This is a genomic window from Massilia sp. UYP32 (genome assembly GCF_050434365.1).
Taxonomy (GTDB): domain Bacteria; phylum Pseudomonadota; class Gammaproteobacteria; order Burkholderiales; family Burkholderiaceae_D; genus Telluria; species Telluria timonae.
In genome coordinates this window covers 68,435-88,376 of record NZ_JBNDIK010000007.1, presented here as the reverse complement: position 1 = coordinate 88,376, position 19,942 = coordinate 68,435, and the positions used below count along the sequence as shown (strand labels likewise).

The 19,942-nt window shown below is 65.6% G+C and carries 15 protein-coding genes; 5 read left to right on the top strand and 10 right to left on the bottom strand.

Annotated elements, in window-relative coordinates:
- Together ABIB42_RS07230 and ABIB42_RS07225 are read left to right on the top strand one after the other, a co-directional pair.
- Positions 1 to 3,588, top strand: a complete 3,588-nt coding sequence (locus tag ABIB42_RS07230; protein WP_005667887.1) for an ABC transporter permease/M1 family aminopeptidase — start codon at positions 1 to 3, stop codon at positions 3,586 to 3,588.
- A 42-nt stretch (positions 3,589 to 3,630) separates the two neighbouring features.
- Complete coding sequence (locus tag ABIB42_RS07225) at positions 3,631 to 3,837, top strand: addiction module protein (RefSeq protein ID WP_005667885.1); 207 nt, start codon at positions 3,631 to 3,633, stop codon at positions 3,835 to 3,837.
- A gap of 94 nt (positions 3,838 to 3,931) precedes the next feature.
- Here the strand turns inward: ABIB42_RS07225 and ABIB42_RS07220 are convergent, their stop codons facing one another.
- The 4 genes from ABIB42_RS07220 to ABIB42_RS07205 all read right to left on the bottom strand — a co-directional run bounded on the left by ABIB42_RS07220 (position 3,932) and on the right by ABIB42_RS07205 (position 9,813).
- Complete coding sequence (locus tag ABIB42_RS07220; protein ID WP_005667883.1) at positions 3,932 to 6,592, bottom strand: DNA topoisomerase III; 2,661 nt, start codon at positions 6,590 to 6,592, stop codon at positions 3,932 to 3,934.
- Between the two features lie 277 nt (positions 6,593 to 6,869).
- Entirely contained in the window at positions 6,870 to 7,328 is a 459-nt protein-coding gene (locus ABIB42_RS07215) for a DUF494 family protein (RefSeq protein ID WP_005667881.1), read from the bottom strand.
- Positions 7,329 to 7,541: 213 nt separating this feature from the next.
- Positions 7,542 to 8,687, bottom strand: coding sequence for a DNA-processing protein DprA (gene dprA / locus ABIB42_RS07210; RefSeq protein ID WP_429248149.1), 1,146 nt, complete (start codon positions 8,685 to 8,687; stop codon positions 7,542 to 7,544).
- A 7-nt stretch (positions 8,688 to 8,694) separates the two neighbouring features.
- Positions 8,695 to 9,813, bottom strand: coding sequence for a LysM peptidoglycan-binding domain-containing protein (locus ABIB42_RS07205; RefSeq protein ID WP_429248148.1), 1,119 nt, complete (start codon positions 9,811 to 9,813; stop codon positions 8,695 to 8,697).
- Positions 9,814 to 10,120: 307 nt separating this feature from the next.
- On the opposite strand from ABIB42_RS07205, the gene def reads away from it, so the two are divergent.
- Positions 10,121 to 10,660: a peptide deformylase gene (gene def, locus ABIB42_RS07200; RefSeq protein WP_005667874.1), complete on the top strand. Its 540-nt coding sequence runs from the start codon at positions 10,121 to 10,123 to the stop codon at positions 10,658 to 10,660.
- 13 nt (positions 10,661 to 10,673) lie between these two features.
- Positions 10,674 to 11,621, top strand: coding sequence for a methionyl-tRNA formyltransferase (gene fmt, locus ABIB42_RS07195; RefSeq protein ID WP_429248147.1), 948 nt, complete (start codon positions 10,674 to 10,676; stop codon positions 11,619 to 11,621).
- A gap of 124 nt (positions 11,622 to 11,745) precedes the next feature.
- On the opposite strand, the gene ABIB42_RS07190 is transcribed toward fmt, so the two are convergent.
- On the bottom strand, positions 11,746 to 11,973 hold the full coding sequence (locus ABIB42_RS07190; RefSeq protein ID WP_040776893.1) for a BrnA antitoxin family protein: 228 nt from the start codon (positions 11,971 to 11,973) through the stop codon (positions 11,746 to 11,748).
- Between the two features lie 237 nt (positions 11,974 to 12,210).
- Between ABIB42_RS07190 and metH the strand changes: the two genes are divergently transcribed.
- Positions 12,211 to 15,978 (top strand): methionine synthase, encoded by a 3,768-nt coding sequence (gene metH / locus ABIB42_RS07185; RefSeq protein WP_005667868.1) that lies wholly within the window; start codon positions 12,211 to 12,213, stop codon positions 15,976 to 15,978.
- A 57-nt stretch (positions 15,979 to 16,035) separates the two neighbouring features.
- Here the strand turns inward: metH and ABIB42_RS07180 are convergent, their stop codons facing one another.
- The 5 genes from ABIB42_RS07180 to ABIB42_RS07160 all read right to left on the bottom strand — a co-directional run bounded on the left by ABIB42_RS07180 (position 16,036) and on the right by ABIB42_RS07160 (position 19,856).
- Positions 16,036 to 17,313 (bottom strand): EAL and HDOD domain-containing protein, encoded by a 1,278-nt coding sequence (locus ABIB42_RS07180; RefSeq protein WP_429248146.1) that lies wholly within the window; start codon positions 17,311 to 17,313, stop codon positions 16,036 to 16,038.
- Between the two features lie 129 nt (positions 17,314 to 17,442).
- Positions 17,443 to 18,207 carry a class II glutamine amidotransferase gene (locus ABIB42_RS07175; protein ID WP_429248145.1) on the bottom strand — a complete coding sequence of 255 codons (765 nt, stop codon included), beginning with the start codon at positions 18,205 to 18,207 and terminating at the stop codon, positions 17,443 to 17,445.
- 108 nt (positions 18,208 to 18,315) lie between these two features.
- Entirely contained in the window at positions 18,316 to 18,573 is a 258-nt protein-coding gene (locus ABIB42_RS07170) for a BTH_I0359 family protein (protein ID WP_005667861.1), read from the bottom strand.
- Positions 18,574 to 18,690: 117 nt separating this feature from the next.
- Positions 18,691 to 19,104: a GTPase gene (locus ABIB42_RS07165; protein WP_219862523.1), complete on the bottom strand. Its 414-nt coding sequence runs from the start codon at positions 19,102 to 19,104 to the stop codon at positions 18,691 to 18,693.
- Positions 19,101 to 19,856: a response regulator gene (locus ABIB42_RS07160; RefSeq protein ID WP_005667858.1), complete on the bottom strand. Its 756-nt coding sequence runs from the start codon at positions 19,854 to 19,856 to the stop codon at positions 19,101 to 19,103. Before ABIB42_RS07160 ends, ABIB42_RS07165 begins: the two co-directional genes overlap by 4 nt.
- Positions 19,857 to 19,942: the final 86 nt, after the last annotated feature.

The window sequence follows — 19,942 nt, the reverse complement described above, 5'->3', positions numbered from 1 at the left end:
GTGCGCGCCCTGTTCGTCATCGCCCGCTTCGAAGCGGGCCAGCGCCTGCGGCGGCTCTCGACCTGGGTCTATTTCGCCGTCTTCCTGGCGCTCGCCATGACCTGGATGGCCGCCTCGGGCGGGGCGTTTCGCGATTTGCTCGTCACCTTCGGCAGCCGGGTCCTGGTCGACGCGCCGCGCCAGATCGCGATCGCGACGGCGCTGCTCGGCAGCCTGGGCACGGTGGTGACGGCGGCGGTGATGGGACGCGCGGTGCAGCAGGACTTCGAACACGAGATGCACCACTTCTTCTTCAGCGCGCCGTTAAGCAAGGCCGACTACGTGTTCGGCCGCTTCCTCGGCGCGTTCGCGACCCTGGCGGTGATCTTTTCCGGCATCGTGATCGGGCTGTGGCTCGGCACCTTCATTCCCGGCATCGCGTCCGACCGCCTGGGCGGATCTCTGGCGTCGGCCTGGATCAAGCCCTACCTGTTCACGCTGCTGCCCAACCTGTTCATCTTCGGCGCGATCTTCTTCGTGCTCGCCGCGCTGACCCGGCGCATGCTGCCGGTCTACGTGGCCGCCGTGGTCATGACCATCGGCTATACCGTCGCGCCCTCGCTGGCGCGCGACCTCGACTTCAAGACCCTGGCCGCCCTGATCGACCCGTTCGGCACCACCTCCCTGTTCCTGCTGACCGAGTACTGGCCGCTGGCCGAGCGCAACCTCAATCCGATCGACCTGCAGGACGTCTACCTGATCAACCGCCTGCTGTGGTGCGGCTTCGCGCTGCTGGCGCTGCTGCTCGGCTACTGGCGCTTCCACTTCATCGGCGAGGCCGACGTGCAGGCGCGCACGCGTGGCCGCGGCCAGGCCCAGCCCGACCTGCCGGTCGAACTGTCGCAGGCCGCGCGCGACACCACCGCGCAACCCGATTTCGCGGCGCGCAGCCTGGCGCTGCTGCTGTTCAAGTCGGCGCGCAGCGAACTGCGCGAAATGACCCGCAACGTCTATTTCGCGGCGCTGGCCACCGGCGGCGTGCTGGCGCTGGTCGCCGGCGGAATCGACCTCGACGCCATCTACGGCGCCGCCACCTATCCGGTGACCTATATGGTGCTGGAGCTGATCCGCGCGGTGTTCGGCCTGTTCATGCTGGCCATCACGATCTTCTATGCCGGTGAACTGGTCTGGCGCGAACGCGAGACGCGCGTGGCCCAGATGCTGGACGCGCTGCCGGTGCCGAGCTGGCTGCCGCTGGCCGGCAAGACCCTGGCCCTGATCGGCCTGCAGGCGCTGCTGGTGCTGCTGGCGATGGTCACCGGCATGCTGATCCAGCTGTTCAAGGGCTACTTCCAGCTCGAGCCAGGGCTGTACCTGCATGCGCTGTTTACCATCCTGCTGCCGAACTACGCGCTGATCGCGGTGCTGGCGATCGCGGTGCAGGTCGTCGTCAATCACAAATACCTGGCCAACTTTTTAATGATCGCCTGGCTCGTGGCGGCGCTGCTGTTGAACAGCGCCGGCCAGAACCATCCGCTGCTGCTGTACGGGGTCTGGCCCGACCTGACGTATTCGCCGATGAACGGCTTCGGCCACCAGCTGCTGCGCGAGCGCTTCTATCTGCTGTACTGGAGCGGCGCGGCGCTGATGCTGCTGGCGCTGGCGCGCGCGCTGTGGCCGCGCGGGGTCGACGACGCCTGGCGCGAGCGCCTGCGCCTGGCGCGCCGCAACCTGACGCCAAAGGTGTTGACCTGCTTCGGCCTGGGGCTGGCCGTGTTCGCGGGCGCCGGCGGTTTTTTGGCCTGGGAACTGTCGGGCGGCGGCTACCTGACCACCTGGCGCAGCGAACTGCTGCGCGCCGAATACGAGAAGCGCTACCACGGCTTCGCCCGGCTGCCGCAGCCGCGCATCGTCGACGTCAGGCTCGACGCCGCCATCCATCCCGAACGGCGCGCCCTGCACGTCAAGGGCAGCTACCGGCTCGAGAACCGCAGCGGCGCGCCGATCCGCGACCTGGTGCTGTACCAGCAGCGCGGCGCGCGCCTGACGCCGAACTTCGGCCAGCCGGCGACGACGGTCACGCGCGATCCCGACCGCGGTTTCTACCACTACCGCCTGGCCGCCCCGCTGGCGCCTGGCGCGCGCCTGGACCTCGATTTCGAACTCGACTACGCGCCGCGCGGCCTGCTGGGCCTGGGCAGCGACACGCCGGTGGTCGCCAACGGCACCTTCTTCACCAACGAGGTCATGCCGCGCATCGGCTATCAACCTTCGGTCGAACTGAGCGACGTGCGTGACCGGCGCCGCCACGGACTGGCCGCGCGCGCGCCCATGCCGGCGCGCGACGACCCGGCCGGCCGCGCCACCCACCGCATCGGCGTCGACGCCGACTGGATCGGTTTCGAGGCCACCGTCAGCACCAGCGCGGACCAGGTCGCGATCGCGCCCGGCACCCTGGTGCGCGAATGGAACGAGGGCGGGCGGCGCCACTTCCGCTACAAGATGGACCGTCCCATGCTGAACGCCTATGCCTTCCAGTCGGCGCGCTACGAAGTCCGCCACGACCGCTGGCAGGATGTGACGATCGACGTCTACTACCAGCCGGGGCACGACGTCAACGTCGAGCGCCTGGTGCGCGGCGCCCAGGCCGGGCTGGACTACGGCGCGCGCCATGTCGGCCGCTATCCGCTGCGCGAGCTGCGCATCGCCGAATTCCCGCGCACCGTCCGCACCGCGCAAGCCTTCCCGGGCCTGATCCCCCTGTCCGAAGGCGCCGCCTTCATCGCGCGCGTCGATCCCGGTTCGCCCAAGGACCTCGACTACCCGTTCTACGTCAGCGCCCGCGAGACCGCGCGCCAGTGGTGGGGCCAGCAGCTGGTCGGCGCCGACACGCGCGGCGCCACCCTGCTGTCCGAGAGCCTGGCCGAGTACACGGCGCTGATGGTGATGAAGCGCTCGCTTGGCGCGGACAAGATGCGGCGCTTCCTGCGCCATGACCTGGAGGCCTACCTGATCGGCCGCGCCCAGGAACAGGAGAAGGAACTGCCGCTGGCCCATAACGAGAACCAGCGCTACATCCACCAGTACAAGGGCGGCCTGGCGCTGTACCTGCTGCAGGACATGCTCGGCGAGGACGTCGTGAGCGGCGTGCTGCGCGGCCTGCTGCAGCAATACGCCTACCGCGGCGCGCCCTACCCGACCGCCTCCAGCCTGGTCGGGGCCTTGCGCGCGGTGACGCCGCAGGACAAGGCCTACCTGATCGACGACCTGTTCGAATCGATCGTGTTCTACGAAAACCGCGCCGCCAGCGCCGTCGCGCGCCGCCGTCCGGACGGCAAGCATGAGGTCACGATCGATGCCCACGCCGCCAAGCTGCGGATGACGGAACAGGGCGAGGAGCGGCCGGTGCCAATGAACGACTACGTCGAATTCGGCGTGGATGACCGCAATGGCAACCCCTTGGCGCGCGAACGGCGGCTGGTGACCCAGGCCGCGCAGCAGCTGACCCTGGTGGTCGATGGCGTGCCGGGCCGCGCCGGCATCGATCCCGACAACAAATTGATCGATCGCAAACCGAATGACAATATGCTGCCAGTCGACAATCAATAGTTCTCGCGCTATGATCGAAACAAAATTATAGGAGAGAGCATCATGTCCAACGCCGTCGCGGAAATCGCCGAACGACTCAAGCTGCTGAGTCCGTCCGAGAAACAGGAAATCATGCAGCTGCTGCTACAGGACATCGACGGCCCCGACCAGGACGCCGATGAAGCGTGGCGCAATGAAGTCGTGCGGCGTGTGAAAGCGATCCGCAATGGCGAGGCGGCAATCCTCGCACTGAAGGAATGGCAGGAGTGAGCATCGCACATCCCTGATGCTGGAATGAAAAAACCGCGGCAAGCCGCGGTTTTTTTACGTCCGGACCAGGCGGGATGCACCCGCCCTCGACCTGTTACTTCTTCGCAGCGGCCGCGGTCGCCTTCTTGGCCGGCGCCTTCCTGGCCACTGCCTTCTTCGCCGCCGGCTTGGCGGCCGGCTTGGCGGCCGCCTTGCGCGCTGCCTTCACTGGCGCTGCCGCACCATCGGCGCCGTCCGCGCCGGCAGCGGCCTCATCGCCCGCCTTGCCCTTGGCGGCGGCGCCCGGCTTGGCCTTGCGTTCCTCGAACTCGAAGCTGATCTTGTTGTCCTTGCCGCGCACCAGGAAGGCCTTGAATGCACGACGGGTACGCTGGGACACGAAGCCCGGCAGCAGGTCGGTCTTGCCGTCGTTCAACAGCTTGGCCATCTGTTCCGGCACGATTTCCTGCTGCAGGATGATGCGTCCGCTGCGGAAGTCGCAGGTCTTCGGCTTGGCCACGCTGTGCTCGCAAACATAGGCGAGCGGCATTTCGTACACCCCGCCATTGCACTTCGGGCAAGGGCCGACCGGGGTCTGGCCGCTGAAATCGACGCCTTCGCCCTCTTCGCCTTCCTCGTCCTGGCCGAAGTCGAACTCGAGCTTGAAGTTCTTGATCTCTTCATCGCGTACGATGCGCAGGATGGCGGCGAACGGGCGCCCCATCTTCGAGCGGAAGCCCTGCAGCGGACCGATGGTGCGGTTCTTGAGCAGTTCTTCGACTTCCGCGATTTCGAACTGGCGGCTGCCCGGCGTCTTGCTCATCGAGAAGTCGCACTTGGTGCAGGCGAAGCGGCGGTAGTTTTCCTTGACCATGCCGCCGCAGTTCGGGCACGGGTTGACCAGGGTCGCGTACTCGCCGGGAATCGTGTCGTTGTCGTATTCCTTGGCGCGCTTGACGATGATCTGGGTCATCTGCTGGATCTCGCGCATGAATTCTTCGCGCGAAATCTTGCCCTTCTCCATTTGCGACAGCTTGAATTCCCATTCGCCGGTCAGCTCGGGCGCCGTGAGTTCGTTCACGCCCAGGCCACGCAGCAAGGTCATCAGCTGGAAGGCCTTCGCGGTCGGCATCAGCTCACGCCCCTCGCGCAGCAGGTATTTCTCGGTCAGCAAGCCCTCGATGATGGCCGCGCGCGTGGCCGGCGTGCCCAGGCCCTTGCCGGCCATCGCATCGCGCAACTCGTCGGAATCGACCAGCTTGCCCGCGCCTTCCATCGCCGACAGCAGGGTCGCTTCGTTGTAGCGCGCCGGCGGCTTGGTGACCAGGCCGTTGGCCGTGACCTTGTCGGTGAGCACCTTCTCGCCCTTGGCCACCGGCACCAGGTTGGCGCCGTCCTTGTCGTCGCCCGTGTCCTTACCGTACACGGCCATCCAGCCGGGGTTGGTCATGACCTTGCCCTCGGTCTTGAACTGGTGGCCCGAGACTTCGGTATAGCGGGTCGTGACCAGGAACTCGGCGGCCGGGAAGAACACGGCCAGGAAGCGGCGCGTCACCAGGTCGTACAGCTTCTGTTCCGGCTCGCTCAGGTTCTTGGGCACCACGCCGGTCGGGATGATGGCGAAGTGGTCCGAGATCTTGGTGTTATCGAAGATGCGCTTGTTCGGCTTGACCCAGCCATTTTTGCTGATCTGCTTGGCGAACTGATTGTAGTTATTGGTCTCGGCCAGCGCTTCCAGGGTCGACTTCACGGTGCCGATGTAATCCTCGGGCAGGTGGCGCGAATCGGTACGCGGGTAGGTCAGCACCTTGTGCTTCTCGTACAGCGCCTGGGCCAGGCCCAGCGTGTTCTTGGCCGAGAAGCCGAAGCGGCCGTTGGCCTCGCGCTGCAGCGACGTCAGGTCGAACAGGCCGGGCGCCATCGATGTGGTCGGCTTGCTTTCTTCGGTGACGTTGCCCTGCTTGCCGCGGCAGGCGGCCGCGATCGAATCGGCGGCAGCCTTGCTCCACAGGCGCTCGGCGCGCTTCTCGGGATCGTTCTCGTCCTTCTTGAATTTCTGGTCGAGCCAGCGCCCTTCGTAGACGCCGGCGGCGCACACGAACTCGGCGCGCACTTCCCAGTAGTCGCGCGGCACGAACTTCTTGATCTTTTCTTCGCGCTCGACCACGATCGACAGGGTCGGGGTCTGCACCCGGCCCACCGTCGTCAGGTAGAAGCCGCCCTCTTTCGAATTGAAGGCGGTCATGGCGCGGGTGCCGTTGATGCCGATCAGCCAGTCGGCTTCGGAGCGGCAGCGCGCGGCGTCGGCCAGCGGCAGCATTTCTTCGTCGCTGCGCAGGTTATTGAAGCCTTCGCGGATCGCGTTGGCCGTCATCGACTGCAGCCACAGGCGCTTGACCGGTTGCTTGGCTTTCGCGTTCTGGGCGATCAGGCGGAAGATGAGTTCTCCTTCGCGGCCCGCGTCACATGCGTTGATCAGGGTGGTGACATCCTTGCGCTTGATCAACTTATTCAGCACCTTGAGACGCGACTCGGTCTTGGCGATCGGGTTCAGCGCGAAGTAAGGCGGGATCATCGGCAGGTGGGTAAAGCTCCACTTGCCGCGCTTGACGTCGTGTTCTTCGGGCACCGCGATCTCGAGCAAGTGGCCGACGGCGGACGAGAGGACGTAGTCGTCCGATTCGAAGTACTCATCGTGCTTGGTGAAGCCGCCCAGCGTCTTCGCGATATCGTTCGCGACCGACGGTTTCTCGGCGATGATGAGGGATTTGGTCATAGTGATTCTCGTCGTGCTATCTATATAGTGTGGGCTTGCGCATCATACATGCTGGCAGCCGGGCCGATGAAATTCCGGCCATAGTGTCTGATTGGTAACTGTCAAGATGAAGCGGCCAATGATAAGCGCGTTATCGCGCTCCCTGCAAGTACACCTTGCGCTTCGTGATGGTGCGATGCGGGCCACATATGGTCTATGTGCCGCCCAGAAATGGTGAGCCAGAAATGCAAAACGGGGCACTAGCCCCGTCGAATGTCTTACAAAAGCGACGCCGCGGTCAGTGCAGCAGACGCGGTTCCTGCTCGTCGTCGTCGCTGAACAAGTCGTCGAACATCAGCGCGTCCGGTTCCTTGCCCTGGCTCCAGAGCACCATCAACACGATGATCTTGAGCTTGCTCAAGGCGATGGGGGACTCGTCGCAGGCCAGTGCGCGCTCGATGACGATTTCGCGCTGGATGGGGCCGAGCACCTTGGCGCTTTCGAGGAAGGCGATGAAGCCGATCGCGGCGCTGCCCAGCTCGATATATTCTTCGTCCACGTAGTAGCGCATGCCGGTGGAGGCATCGATCGTGTCGGGCAGCGGCGCATCGGTCAGCCCGGTCAGCCAGTCCAGCGCTTCCGAGATTTCGATGTCGTCAAAGCCGACGGCGGACAGTTTGCGAGCCAGGGCTGCCGGCTCGGGGCAGGCGTCGGGACGGTAGTACGTCTCGTAGAGATAGACCAGGATGTCGAACATAGTGACGCTACTGTAGCAGCTAAACTTCGTGCGGCACAAGTAGAGCGCGCCTGTCGCGCTGCCTCGTGGAAAAAACGTTGTATGCAAGCCTTGTTCGATCAGCTAGCTTACCAAAAACGATTAAAAACAAGAACATACAATTCGCAAACTTCGTGAGATGAAGCACAGGCAATCTATTAAATGTGCATCCACGCGGCCTGATTCGAAGTAGGCCTAAGGCCAGATGCGCTGCACCCTTCCGCCCGGCAACTGCACCACCAGACCGGCCAGTTCCAGGCCCAGCAGTCGCCCGCCGAGCTCGCCAGCATCGGTCCCCAGCCGCGCCAGCAAATCGTTGAGCGCCACCGGTTCGTGGCCCAGCGCGAGCAACAGCTCGGCGTCTTCTTCCGCCGTTTCGTCCGGCCCGGCGTCGCGCTTCTGGCGACATGCTTGCCCGAGGGCCGCCAGCGGTGACACCCGCATCGCCAGCAGCACCTCGTCCACCGTCTCGACCAGTTGCGCGCCGTCGCGGATCAGGCGGTGGCATCCCTTGGCCAGCGCGGAATGGATCGAGCCGGGCAAGGCGAACACCTCCCTGCCCTGCTCGGCCGCCATCTGGGCCGTGATCAGCGAGCCCGACTGGGCCGCCGCCTCGATCACCAGCACGCCGGCCGCCAGGCCGCTGATCACACGGTTGCGGCGCGGGAAATTGGCGGCCAGCGGCGGCGTGCCCAGCGCGTATTCGCTGAGCAGGCAGCCGTGTTCGGCGATGCGGTGGGCGAGCATCCGGTTGCGCGCCGGGTAGACGCGGTCGAGTCCGGTGCCGACCACGGCGATGGTGGCGCCGGGCCCGCGCAGCGCGCCTTCGTGGGCGGCGGTGTCGATGCCCAGCGCCAGCCCCGACACCACGCACAGGCCGGCGCCGGACAGGGCCGCGGCAAAGGATTCGGCGTCGAGCTTGCCCTGCACGCTGGCGTTGCGGCTGCCGACCACGGCGACCAGGGGCCGCGCCAGCAGCTCGATGCGGCCGGCGGCGTACAGCAGCAGCGGCGGATCGGTGATCTCGGCCAGCGCCGGCGGGTACAGGGAATCGTGGAAGGTGATCAGGTGGTGGCCGGGTTGCTCCAGCCAGGCCAGGGTGGCCGCGACCAGGGCCGTCAAGGCGGGCGTGACCGGCGCGCTCACCGCTTGCGCCTGGCCCGCCGACACATGGGCCGCCAGCGCCGTTGCCCCGGCCCTGAAGATGGCGCCGGGCGAGCCGAAGGCGGACAACAGCGCATGCGCGCTGCGGCACCCCACCCCATGCGCCTGTTCCAGGCGCAGCCAATCGGCGATCAGGGTGGCGCGCTCGGCAATGGGATGGGGTTCCGTGTCTTGCACGGCGGGGTTACTCCGGTGATCTGGCGACGTCGCCCACCTGCACCGGCGCCGTCACCTGCATGACCAAGCCGTACGAGACGTTCTTGAACACGCGGAAGATGAACAGGCTGCCGTATTGCTCGTCGGGCAGTTTCAACTGCTGCCGGCCCAGGCCCAGGAAACCCCGGCTTTGCGGATCGGCCACAGTCTTCCCGAGATGATAGAGCTGCAGCACGGCGCCGACATCGAGCCCGTCAACCGTGCCCCGGTTGACAGTGACGACCTGGCTCTGTCCGGCGTAAGTCACGCCCGAGTAGATCGACATGACGCGGCCGTCGACGGGTTGCAGCGGCGCGTGCGGCACGTAGTTGCGCACCGGCGTCGGCGGCGCCGGCAGCAGCAGGTCGCCCACGCCCATCTCCTGCACGGTATCGACCACCTGGAAGGTGTGCACGTCGACGCCGGGCGCGGCCGGCTTGAGCAGCTTGACGGTGCCGAGGAAGGCGGCTTCGTGCGCCACCACCAGGCCGGTCTGCGGGTCCGTCAGCGCGGCGCCGGGGCGGAATACCTGGAACACGCTCTCGTGCTTGACGTCGCCGTGCACGTAGACGCGGTCGCCTTCTCCCAGGTAGACGCGGCCTTCCTGCGAGGCGGCGATGCGTGGCGCGCCCGCCAGCTCGTCGGCCTCGACCACCAGCGGCTGGGTCAGGTAGGGTTCGATGGCGCCGGCGGGAATCGCCGGCACGGCGTCGCGCGCCAGGCTTTCGCTGCGCACCTGCGGCGACAGGCGGGTCAGCGGAGGCGCATCGCGGTCGTCGCCGCCATCGAGGCTAGTGCCGGGCTGTTGCAGGCTCAGGCGGCCACGCGCGCGGTCGAACCAGATGGTCTGGCCCGGATAGATCCAGTGCGGGTTGCGGATTTCGTCACGGTTCATGCCCCAGACCTGGGGCCAGCACCATGGGTTGCGCAAGAAGGCGCCAGAAATATCCCATAGGGTATCGCCCTTGACCACGACGTGCTTGTCGGGTGCGTCCGGGCGGAAGCTGCAGGCGGCAGCGGGCACTGGGGTCTGGGCCGAGGCGCCGGCGGCGCATGCGAGCAACGCCGCCGCAGCAGCACGGGCCACGACTGTGCTAAAATTTTTCATTGAAGACGTCCGTTTAATGCGGCGTAAGATTAAATGATGCCGCCAGATTGCAGCTGCATCCAATGCAGGTCATGATGCTGAACAGGCCGCTCCGTCATCCGGCCCGGCCGCAGCGAGAGACAGCACGACGTACCGCTCCCCGCTCACGGAAGGGTTGCTGTATAGAATCAAATTCTGCACACAAATCCCTGAACTAGCAAGCAAACCGAGGTCTGCGCGCCAGGGCGTGTGGCGGGTTTGCGTCCTGTCTTGCCTGCCAGCCAAGTACCCGTTCAACCTAGACAACTCCACCGACATCCGATCCGATATGGCACTTCTCGACATCCTCCGCTACCCCGACCCGCGCCTGCACAAGGTCGCCAAGCCGGTCACCGAATTCGGCACCGAGCGCCTGCGCAAGCTGGTGGCCGACATGGCGGAAACCATGTACGACGCGCCTGGCGTCGGCCTGGCCGCCACCCAGGTGGACGTGCACGAACGCGTGGTTACCATCGACGTGACCGAAGCGCAAGAAAAGCTGATGGTCTTCATCAACCCCGAGATCACCTGGGCCAGCGAAGAAAAGCAGGTCTACGACGAAGGCTGCCTGTCGGTGCCCGGCATCTACGACGGCGTCGAGCGCCCGGCCCGGGTCAAGGTGCGCGCATTCGACGTCGACGGCAAGCCGTTCGAGGTCGAGGCCGACGGCCTGCTGGCCGTGTGCATCCAGCACGAGATGGACCACCTGATGGGCAAGGTTTTCGTCGAATACCTGTCGCCGCTCAAGCGCAACCGCATCAAGGCCAAGCTGCAGAAGGAAGAACGCGGCATGCAGCGCGACGCCGCCCAGCGCGCCGCCCGCCGTTGATTGCGGCGGTGACATGAAAGTCGTTTTCGCCGGCACCCCCGAATTTGCCGCCGTCGCCCTGCGTGCCCTGCACGAGGCCGGCTTCGAGATCCCGCTGGTCCTGACCCAGCCCGACCGCCCCGCCGGGCGCGGCATGCAACTGCAGGCATCCAGCGTCAAGCAGTACGCGCTGGCGCACGGCATGCCGGTGGCGCAGCCGCTGTCGCTGCGCATGGACGCCAGGGATCCGGAGCGCGCCGCGCAGGCGCGCGCCGCGCACGAGCAATTGCAGTCGATCGACTACGACGTGATGGTGGTCGCGGCCTATGGCCTGATCCTGCCGCGCAGCACGCTCGACATCCGTCCCTGCATCAATATCCACGGTTCGCTGCTGCCGCGCTGGCGCGGCGCCGCGCCGATCCACCGCGCGATCGAATCGGGCGACCTGGAAACCGGCGTGACCATCATGGAGATGGAAGAAGGCCTGGATACCGGGCCGATGCTGACCATGGAGCGCCTGCCGATCGACCCGCTTGATACCACCGGCAGCCTGCACGACAAGCTGGCCGCGCTGGGCGGACGCATGATCGTCGACGCGCTGCGCAAGATGCAAGCCGGCGAGCTGACCGCCGTGCCGCAGCCGGACGAAGGCGTGACCTACGCCGCCAAGATCGGCAAGGAAGAAGCGAAGCTCGATTTCAGCCTGCCGGCCGCGGTATTGGCGCGCAAGGTGCGCGCCTTCACCCCCTTCCCCGGCGCGAACGGGGTGGTCGATGGCGTGGCGGTGAAGTTCTGGTCGGCCGAAGCGGTTGAAGGCAGCGGCGCACCGGGCGCGGTGTTGCAGGCCGACGCCGGCGGCATCGTGGTCGCTTGCGGAGAAGGTGCGCTGCGCCTGAACGAGCTGCAGAAGCCTGGCGGCAAGCGCCTGAAGGCGGCGGAATTCCTGAAAGGGTTTTCGCTGGCGGGGTTGACGTTCAATTGAAGCGCTCGCGGCGCTCCTGAAGTCGATTTCATAACACGTCGTCCCCGCGGGCGGGGATGACGTGCAAAACGGTTGCGGCGATCAACCGATAACGATCACCGCGTCGGCGGCAAAGCCGCCACCCCTACGCCTGCGACGTACGCTGGGCGTCCATGTGTTCACGCAGAACCTGGTTGATGCGGGTCTGGTAGCCGGGACCTGCGGCCTTGAACCATTCAAGCATATCCACATCCAGGCGGATCGTGACGATCTGTTTCACACCATTGCTGGCGACTTGTGGCTTCGACGACATTGCTGGCTCCGGGTTGCGGTCCATAGGCTGATCCCAATCCGGTTGGTATTCTTTGTTCATGCGGTTATCCCATCTATACGTTCGCCACTCGTGGAGGCGGACCTTGATTGTCGTCTCGCCATGTATCGTAAAGATTGCAGCCACCCCAACAAATGTAACGCTATGTAACGCATGCGGCGTTGAATACATAACGATACATACACACCCCCACTGCCGGGCCTATCGCGCCGCTTGACGTATAATCGTAGACCGCCCTTTCTCAACCGGCCTGTCAAGCCGCACCTTCGGAAAAACACGATGAACGCCCGTACCAATCCCGTCTCCCCGATCGAAACCCAGCTGCGCGAGATCCTCGCGCGCCGCATCATGATCCTGGATGGCGCGATGGGCACCATCATCCAGCAGTACAAGCTCGATGAAGCGGCCTACCGCGGTGAGCGTTTCGCGAACTTCGCGGCGCCCGAGGGAGCAGGCCAGCGCGAGCTGTTCGTGAAAGGGAATAACGAGCTGCTCACGCTCACCCAGCCGCAGGTGATCCAGGAAATCCACGAGCGCTATCTCGCCGCCGGCGCCGACCTGCTCGAGACCAATACCTTCGGCGCCACCGGCGTGGCGCAGGAGGATTACCACATGGCGCACCTGGCCTACGAGATGAACGTCGAAGCGGCCAGGCTCGCGCGCGCCGCCTGCGACAAATATTCAACCCCTGACAAGCCGCGCTTCGTCGCCGGCGCCCTGGGACCGACCCCGAAGACCGCCTCGATCTCGCCCGACGTCAACGACCCGGCGGCGCGCAACATCACCTTCGACCAGCTGGTCGCGTCCTACCACGAACAGGTCCGCGGCCTGGTCGACGGCGGCGCCGACCTGCTGCTGGTCGAGACCATCTTCGACACCCTGAACTGCAAGGCGGCGCTGTTCGCGATCGACCAGTATTTCGACGAGCATCCCGAGACGCCGCGCCTGCCCCTGATGATCTCGGGCACCGTGACCGACGCCTCGGGCCGCATCCTGTCGGGCCAGACCGTGCCGGCCTTCTGGAATTCGGTGCGCCATGCCAAGCCGCTGACGATCGGCCTGAATTGCGCGCTCGGCGCGGCGCTGATGCGCCCCTATGCGCAGGAGCTGTCGCAAATCGCCGACACCTTCGTGTGCATCTACCCGAACGCCGGCCTGCCCAACCCGATGAGCGACACCGGCTTCGACGAGCTGCCGGCTGACACCTCCGCCCTGCTGCGCGAATTCGCCGACGCCGGCTTCATCAACATCGCCGGCGGCTGCTGCGGCACCACGCCCGAGCACATCGCGGCGATCGCGAAGATCCTGGAAACCCAGGCTCCACGCCAGGTGCCGGAAGTGCCGGTCGCGATGCGCCTGTCGGGCCTGGAGCCTTTCACCATCGACGAATCGTCGCTGTTCGTGAACGTCGGCGAGCGCACCAACGTCACCGGGTCGAAGGCCTTCGCCCGCATGATCCTGAACGAGCAGTTCGACGAGGCGCTGTCGGTGGCACGCCAGCAGGTCGAGAACGGCGCCCAGGTCATCGACATCAATATGGACGAGGCGATGCTCGATTCGCAGGCGGCCATGACGCGCTTCCTGAACCTGATCGCGTCCGAGCCCGACATCTCGCGCGTGCCGGTGATGATCGACTCGTCCAAGTGGTCGGTGATCGAGGCGGGCCTGAAGTGCGTGCAGGGCAAGGCCATCGTCAATTCGATCTCGATGAAGGAAGGCCTGGAGGAATTCATCCGCCAGGCGCGGCTGTGCCGCCGCTACGGCGCCGCCGTGATCGTGATGGCCTTCGACGAACAGGGCCAGGCCGACACCTTCGCGCGCAAGATCGAGATCTGCGAACGCGCCTACAAGGTGCTGACCGAACAGGTGGGCTTCCCGCCCGAAGACATCATCTTCGACCCGAACATCTTCGCCATCGCCACCGGCATCGAAGAGCACGACAACTACGCCAACGACTTCATCGAAGCCTGCGCCTGGATCCGCGACAACCTGCCGCACGCGAAGATCTCGGGCGGCGTGTCGAACGTCTCGTTCAGCTTCCGCGGCAACGACCCGGCGCGCGAAGCGATCCACACCGTGTTCCTGTACCACGCGATCAAGGCCGGCCTGACCATGGGCATCGTCAACGCCGGCATGGTCGGCGTCTACGACGACCTCGATCCCGAGCTGCGCGAACGCGTGGAAGACGTGGTGCTCAACCGCCGCAAGGACGCCACCGAACGCATGATCGAATTCGCCGGCACGCTCAAGGCCGGCGGCGCCAAACAGGAACAGAACCTCGAGTGGCGCAACGCGCCGGTCGAGAAGCGCCTGGCGCATGCGCTGGTGCACGGCATCACGCAATGGATCGTCGAAGACACCGAAGAGATGCGCCAGCAGGTCGCAGCAGCCAACGGCCGCCCGATCCACGTGATCGAAGGTCCGCTGATGGACGGCATGAACATCGTCGGCGACCTGTTCGGCCAGGGCAAGATGTTCCTGCCGCAGGTGGTCAAGTCGGCGCGCGTGATGAAGCAGGCCGTGGCGCACCTGGTGCCGTTCATCGAAGAAGAGAAGGCGGCGGAAGAAGCGCGCACCGGCATCGTCGCCAAGCCGAAGGGCAAGATGGTGATCGCCACCGTCAAGGGCGACGTGCACGACATCGGCAAGAACATCGTCTCGGTGGTCCTGCAGTGCAATAACTTCGAGATCGTGAACATGGGCGTGATGGTGCCTTGCGCCGACATCCTTGCCAAGGCCAAGGAAGAAAACGCCGACATGGTCGGCCTGTCGGGCCTGATCACGCCGTCGCTCGAAGAGATGGCGCATGTGGCGCGCGAAATGCAGCGCGACCCGTGGTTCCGCGAGCGCCAGGTGCCGCTGCTGATCGGCGGCGCCACCACCAGCCGCGCCCACACCGCGGTCAAGATCGCGCCGCACTACGACGGTCCGGTGGTCTACGTGCCGGACGCGTCGCGCTCGGTCTCGGTCGGCCAGGCGCTGGTCACTGACGACACGCGCGACGCCTACATCATCGAACTGGCCCAGGACTACGAGCGCATCCGCATCCAGCACGCCGGCAAGAAGGCGCTGCCGATGCTGCCTCTCGACCAGGCGCGCGCCAACAAGGCCAAGCTGGCGTTCGCGCCGGTCAAGCCGAAGTTCATCGGGCGCCGCGTGTTCAAGAACGTCGACCTGGGCCTGATCGCGCGCTACATCGACTGGGGCCCGTTCTTCCAGACCTGGGACCTGGCCGGCCCCTTCCCCGCCATCCTCACCGACGAGGTGGTGGGCGAGGCCGCCACCAGGGTGTATGCCGAAGGCCAGGCCATGCTCAAGAAGATCATCGAAGGCCGCTGGCTCACCGCCAACGGCGCGATCGCCCTGCTGCCGGCCAACACGGTGAACGACGACGACATCGAGGTGTATACCGACGAATCGCGCGAACAGGTGGCCTTCACGTATTACGGCCTGCGCCAGCAGGGCGTCAGGCCGGTCGTCGACGGCGTGCAGCGCCCCAACCAGTGCCTGGCCGACTTCATCGCGCCGAAAGAGAGCGGCATCCCGGATTACATCGGCATGTTCGCCGTGACCGCCGGCCTTGGCATCGAGAAGCACGAGCAGCGCTTCGAGGCGGCGCATGACGACTACTCGTCGATCATGCTCAAGTCGCTGGCCGACCGCCTGGCCGAAGCCTTCGCCGAATACATGCACGAGCGCGTGCGCACCGACCTGTGGGGCTACGTGGCGGACGAATCCCTGTCGAACGAGGCGCTGATCGCCGAAGAGTACCAGGGCATCCGTCCGGCGCCGGGCTATCCGGCCTGCCCCGAGCACACGGTCAAGGCCGATATGTTCCGTACGCTGCAGGCCGGGGAGATCGGCATGGAGCTGACCGAATCGTTCGCGATGTATCCGGGCGCGGCGGTGTCGGGCTTCTACTTCGCGCACCCGGACTCGAAGTACTTCGTGGTCGGGAAGATAGGCGACGACCAGGTCGAGGACATGGCGCGGCGGCGCGGGATGGACAAGGCCGAGGTGGAGCGCCACCTGGCGCCGAACCTGTAAAACACAACGCCGCGAGATCCGCGGCGTTTTTTTCGTGACGCGCCAAGTGTGCGGCGCTCAGATCGCGTAGCGCACCACCTTGTCGCTCCACTCGAACGCCGACACCTCGAGTTCGGCCAGGTCGTCGCCATCCATCGACAGGCTCTTGAGGCCCGCCAGCAGGTCGTCGCCCTCGTCGTCCATGCGCTCGATCGATTCGGCCAGCTTCAACAGCTCGCCGAAGAAGCCGCTGCGCTGCAGGAGCGCGGCGCGCACTTCGTCGATCACGGGGATCTGCTCCACGATGTCCATCATCGGGATGCAGAACAGCGTGTCCATCAGGGACATCATGCCGACCGTGAAGGCGACGTCGGCGACGTTCTTCTGGCCGGGGCGCAGGCGCTGGGCCAGCAGCTCCATCAGGCGCGCGCGCGTGGTGGCCAGCAGCAGGAGCGGGCTCTGGCTGTGGCCGCGCACGTCGGGCTCGGCATACAGCAGGATCTGCAGCCAGCGCTGCAGCTGGCGCCGGCCCAGCAGGGTCAGGGCCTGGCTGATCGATTCGATGCGTCGCCCCGCCCCCACCGCCGGCGTGTTCACCAGGCGCAGCAGGTTCAGGCCGATCGTCACCTCGCGCTTGACCACGCTTTCGATCTCGGCGTTGTCGGCGTCGGACGCCACCAGGTTCACCAGGTCGAGCACCGTCGTCTGCGACGGCGACAGCTTGCGGCTGGCCAGCACCGACGGCTTGGCGAAATAATAGCCCTGGAAGTAGTCGAAGCCGATGTCCAGGCAGGTGCGGTATTCGCTGTGGTTCTCGACTTTTTCGGCCACCAGGCGCTTGCCCGTGGTGCGCAGGCGCGGCGCCAGCGACAGCAGGGTCACGGCCGGCAGCGCGCGCAAATCCATCTTGACGAAGTCGATCACGGGCAGCAGGCGCGACAGCGCCGGGCCGTGGGCCGCCGCCTCGGCCGCGAAGCGAAAGCCATGCTTGCCCAGGGCCCGCATGCGTTCGATGACGGCGTCGTCCGGCTCGACCGAAGCGACGATCTCCAGCACCGTGCGCTCGCGTGGCAGGAAGGCGAACATATCGCTCATCAGGACGTCCTTGTCGACGTTGATGAAGGCGCTGGCGTCGCCGATCGCACGCGGCAGGCCGAGCTGGGATGCATGGTGGATGACGCTGGCGCTGGCCGACAGGCCCGAATCGAAATGGGCCGGGCCCTGGGCGCTGCCGCGAAACAGCAGTTCATAGCCGAACAGCGCCTGGTTGCGGTCCAGCACGGGCTGGCGCGCGAGGTAGAAATGGCGCATGCGTAGCGGCTGGGAGGCCTCGTCGAGGCTGGCGGTATCGGTCATCTCGTTCTCGTTCTCGCATCAATCGGACTACTTTACCGCATCCATCCCGGCGTGTGTCTTCTTGGCACTAATTTATTAGAAGAACGTTATTCGCGAAACATCGGTGTTGTCACAATCGATACACAGTGTTTACTGCGGCAATCCGTCGACGAACACCTTCAGCTCACCCGGCGCGAAATGGGTCCACTCCTCGTTCGTCGTGAGCGGCTCGGTGACGATGATCGCGACCCGGTCGTCGGGCGTGGTCACCTGCGAAAAGTCGACCGACAGGTCTTCGTCGGACAGGCAGGCCGTCACGAAGGGATACTTGCGCACCACGTAGCACAGCTTGGTCGAGCAATGGGTGAACAGCGCGGCGCCGTCGGACAGCATCATATTGAAGGTGCCATGGGCGGCAATGCCGGGAATGATGCGCTCGAGCAGTGCGCGCAAGTCCTCGCGGCCCGGCGCGGTGTCGCCGAACTCGCGGCGCATGCTTTGCAGCAGGTAGCAGAAGGCCAGTTCGCTGTCGGTGGTGCCGACCGGACGAAAGGCGCCGTCGAGCACGGGCGCGAAATCCTTGAGGTCGCCGTTATGGGCGAACACCCAATAGCGGCCCCACAGTTCGCGCACGAAGGGATGGCAGTTTTCCAGCGCCACGTGGCCGACGGTGGCCTTGCGGATGTGGGCGATGACGTTGGTCGACTTGATCGGGTAACGCTTGATCAGTTCGGCGATCGGCGAGGCGATGGCGGCCTGGTGATCGACGAAGTGGCGCACGCCGCTGCCTTCGAAGAAGGCGATTCCCCAGCCGTCGTGGTGGGTATCGGTGCGGCCGCCGCGGTGGGCGAAGCCGGTAAAAGAGAAGACAATGTCGGTAGGGACATTGCAGTTCATTCCGAGGAGCTGGCACATGGCCCGCAGCTTACCATGACCGATGAAAAAAGCGCCATCGCCCGCTGGTGGCAATGGCGCTCGGGGGCGTCAGCGCGGCGAAATGCTGTCCTGGCTCAATGCACGTGCTCAATGAAGAACCACGGGCTGGCTCATCAGGGTGTCATACGAGCCCAGGAAGTCGTCGATCTCTTCCATGGTGGGTTCGCTGGCAATCAGGTTGTTGACGTCGCGCCGGAACGATTGCGCGAGGCGGCCGCCGATGAAGGCCTCGCGACGGCCGGCCTTGTCGACGATCTCGAAGCCGCCAAATCGCAGCGCTTCGAGTTCACGGTCGACGCCGAACTCGACGACGCTGTACTGTTCGCTGTTATAGATCATGTTCATGATGACTCCTTCGATCAGAAATTAGTGCAACCCTGCCGCATGGCGGCGTACGGCAGGCTGTTCACTTCGCTTCAGAGGTGGGGCTGTCCGAACCGATTTCAAGACCGTCAAGTGCCTTCAGGCGTGGACGGTCGGGTTCAGTGCCAACAGCTGATCGTATGGCGGCGCTGCAAGCCACGATCGCAACTGATCAAGGTGTTCGCTGCTCGCCAGGCCGAGAAACAGGCGTCCCGGGCGTTGGCGCAGCAGTCGATTCAATGTTACACGCAAAACGAGATTGCCGTCGCAGCACAAACACCCGGGAGCGATGCGCACGACCTGCATGCCGGGGCCGGTCTCGAGCGGCGTGGCGGCCACGCCCAGGCCTTCGAGGATGACCGCGCTGAAGTCGCGCGACGTGGCTGCGCCGGCGCCAGGCGCGCCAGGATCGGAAACGGCAGCGGGAGGAACGGCCAGCAGCGCCGCGATCGCCTGTTCGCGGGCGGCGGCGCTGGGCCCTGTGACGAGGACGGTGGCCGCGCGGGCCATCATCCCCCTTTCTTGGCGAGCTTGCCCGGTTCGACGCCGAGCTGCTTGAGCTTGCGGTACAGGTGGGTGCGCTCGAGGCCGGTCTTCTCGGCCACGCGCGTCATGCTGCCGCCTTCGCGGCCCAGGTGGTGCTCGAAGTACATGCGCTCGAAGGCGTCGCGCGCCTCGCGCAGCGGCAGGTCGAACGACAGCGTATAGCCGGTGCCCTCGCCCTGCGACACCGCATGCACCATGCGCGTACCGTTGCCCATGCCGACGCCTGGGCCGGGCTGCACGCCGGGGGACGCGAACATCGGCGCGCTGGGGGCGGCGATGGCGGCGTCGCTCGCCACCGGCGGCGCGCTCGGCGCGATCGGGCGCGGCGGCGCCATCGGTGCGCGCGCCACCTCTTGCGCGCGGGTCAGGCCCTGCTGGACCGCCTTGAGCAGCTTTTGCAGGGCAATCGGCTTTTCGAGGAAATTCAGGGCGCCGATGCGGGTCGCCTCGACCGCCGTGTCGATGGTCGCATGGCCCGACATCATGATGACCGGCATGGTCAACATGCCGTCGCGCTGCCACTCCTTGAGCAGGGTCACGCCATCGGTATCCGGCATCCAGATGTCGAGCAGCACCAGGTCTGGCGTCGCGGCCGCACGCGCCTCGCGCGCCTGTTGCGCGTTCTCGGCCAGGGTGATGGCATGGCCTTCGTCGCCGAGAATCTCCGACAGGAGTTCCCGGATGCCCATTTCATCGTCAACTACGAGTATGTTCGCCATCGTTTCTACCTTCCTGATCTTCTACCCGTCACGTGTGCAATTTTATAAGTTTTTTTGCACTTAAGCCAAGTTTGCTGATGGGGCTG